This window comes from Vibrio sp. 10N.222.46.A1 (assembly GCF_041473595.1).
In the GTDB taxonomy this organism is placed as follows: domain Bacteria; phylum Pseudomonadota; class Gammaproteobacteria; order Enterobacterales; family Vibrionaceae; genus Vibrio; species Vibrio tasmaniensis_A.
Genome location: NZ_JBFRSN010000618.1, coordinates 1 through 2,425 on the forward strand (window position 1 = coordinate 1; position 2,425 = coordinate 2,425).

Below are 2,425 nucleotides of genomic sequence, written 5' to 3' on the forward strand. Positions count from 1 at the left end.
TGCTTGTATCGGTTTAATTCGTTTGGAATTGGCTTACCTAGATTTTTACACAAGTGACCAAAGCATTACCTGATTTGGTATCCCAAGGCAGCAGCTTGTCATAATCGTGCTCAAAAATATGAACCTCAAAGTAAGGCTTCAATATCTCGATCAATTCCTTAAACGAGAATGCCACCATAGGGTGTTCGTCATTCCATACTTGAGTTTCACCGGCAGTCGTTTTTTCGATGCTTAGCTTTAACGTTTGCTTGCTACCTTCGCCGGAGTAATACCAACCTGAGCGAAAGGTAAAGTCATCATGCTCTTTGTTGGCTGTATGTCGAACAAACAAGTCATTGCTTATCTTCTCTTTATCAACCACGTTGAAGCAGAAGACACCTTCGTGTTTCAAAGCTCGGTGCACGCTTGCAATGCACTCTTTTAGTCTCTCAATACCGTCGTTGTAATGGATGGAATACAAGAAACAAGTGATAAGATCGAGCGGTTCTGAGACCTCAAAGTTACTCATGTTTTGTACTGAAAAGTTAGCTTCAGGGCAACGAACTTGAGCAATGTCGAGCATTGGTTTATTCAGATCAAGGCCACTACTTTGATAGCCGTAATCAATAAAATGGCGAACGTGTGGTCCAGTGCCACATCCAAGGTCGAGGTGTGTTTTTCCTTCATTTCCAAAAATCTGATGTAACCTACGAACGCAGTCACTCTGCGCTTGGTAGTCAATATCGACACACATTAAATCATAGTAACCGGATAGGTCGGTATAGAGTGCGTTGGCGGACATGTTTGCCTGCAGCATTTGCTGAAAAAATTGGGGTGGCGCATAGTAAACTAGAACTTAAAAATAACAAGAAAATCTTGGGTCAACTTATAGGCTTAAATGACCTTTTCTTGATGCTTAGCAATTGTTTCACGAGCCACACTCTATACATGCACCTTCGTGGTTTACTGAGACTCTATTTTTTCCGTTGGATTTAGCACGATAGAGCGCGTCGTCTGTAACTCGAATCAACGTATCTAGGGAGTTGTTGGTACGAACGATGCAGCTGTCGGTAATGCCAATACTGACGCTTGATTGAAACTTGGTGCGATTAAATCCCAAGAATTGATGGGTTCGAAATTCTTCGCAAATACGTTGACCAACAATTTTTGCTTGTGAGTATGCCGTGTTGAGAATGGTTCCATGAGTCGTTCGGTTTTTTGGAAAGAAGACGATAAACTCTTCACCTCCCCAGCGGCCAACCACGCCGTTCAAGGCTTTGACGTGCTTCTTAATGGTATTCGCGAGAGTGCGAATCACTTCGTCACCAACACTGTGTCCAAATTGGTCATTAATCTTTTTGAAGTCATCAATATCCAACAGTAAACAAGACATCTCAGTTTGTTCTTTTAACGGCTTTTTTAACCAATCGTAAATGGCACTGCGGCTGAACACTTGTGTTAGATCGTCGTGAAGTGCGCGGTGCAATAGCTCTTGTTCTAATATCACCTTGTCGGAAACGTCTTCTATCACCACTTGAATCGCTTTCTCGCCTTCCCAATTAATGATGTTGTCGTAGATGTTGAAGTGTTTTTTACTCCCATCAAAGCATTGGTTTTCAACCACAGAACTGAAGCTTGGTGTATCACCGGCAAGAATACTCTGGCTGCGTCTCATGGCATTGATACGACTGTCCGGCGGAATAATTGAAATGATTGAGTCCATGGCAAGCACTGCTTCTATCGATTTGGCACCTTGCATTTCAACCCAGGCTTGATTAACCATTAGAGGCTTGAAATTTTGGTGGACGAGCACGCCCTGTTTCGAACTATTGAGTAAAGTCCGGTACATACGATCTTTTTCTTGATGTTTACGCTCTGAAGCAACAACTGAGGTAATATCTATGATCATTACACGAAGAGCGGGGCGGTCGTTGACTCTGACCGCTTGAGCAAGGCTAAACAGCGAAAGAAGGCGGTTATTCACCGGAATATCTTTATAGAGCTTTCCCTTTCCCAGTTGGCCTTTAATCGCAGAAAGGTAACGTTCACGGACAGAGCCGTGATAATCTTTGGGTATTAATGAGTAGACAAAATCGACGTTGTTGAGAAGTGCTTCACGGCAACTGTAACCGAAGATTTTTGCAATGTTTTCGTCGACATCGATGACACGGTGGTCTTGCAGCGTAATATAGCCCTGTGCAGAGTCGAAATTCTGCCTAGGGGTGGCTGTGGTTAAATCTAGTTGGATGCTCATATAGATCTGACTACATATCCTCTCACCAAAAACAGGTGCTTTAAATAAATGGTGGTGTCGTAAATAAATTGTGACTGCTGTATATCGACAAAGCTATCAGATACCTAACACGGCAAGCGTCACGAGACTATGTGATTAAAGTGTGCCGTACGCAACTTTTTGAGGGTAGCGTAATTTTACTGTATCTAAAAC

2 protein-coding genes are annotated in these 2,425 nt (G+C 42.8%); both read right to left on the reverse strand.

Translation table 11 applies throughout. The features are described 5' to 3' along the window. Positions 1-37 precede the first annotated feature (37 nt). Positions 38-781: a class I SAM-dependent methyltransferase gene (locus tag AB4496_RS17110; protein WP_017099857.1), complete on the reverse strand. Its 744-nt coding sequence runs from the start codon at positions 779-781 to the stop codon at positions 38-40. A gap of 126 nt (positions 782-907) precedes the next feature. Further along, positions 908-2,233 carry a sensor domain-containing diguanylate cyclase gene (locus AB4496_RS17115; protein WP_017099858.1) on the reverse strand — a complete coding sequence of 442 codons (1,326 nt, stop codon included), beginning with the start codon at positions 2,231-2,233 and terminating at the stop codon, positions 908-910. Positions 2,234-2,425: the final 192 nt, after the last annotated feature.

Excerpts from the sequence above, each read along its gene's own strand:
- AB4496_RS17110 (WP_017099857.1), bottom strand. The coding sequence starts at position 781 with ATGTCCGCCAACGCACTCTATACCGACCTATCCGGTTACTATGATTTA.
- AB4496_RS17115 (WP_017099858.1), bottom strand. The coding sequence starts at position 2,233 with ATGAGCATCCAACTAGATTTAACCACAGCCACCCCTAGGCAGAATTTC.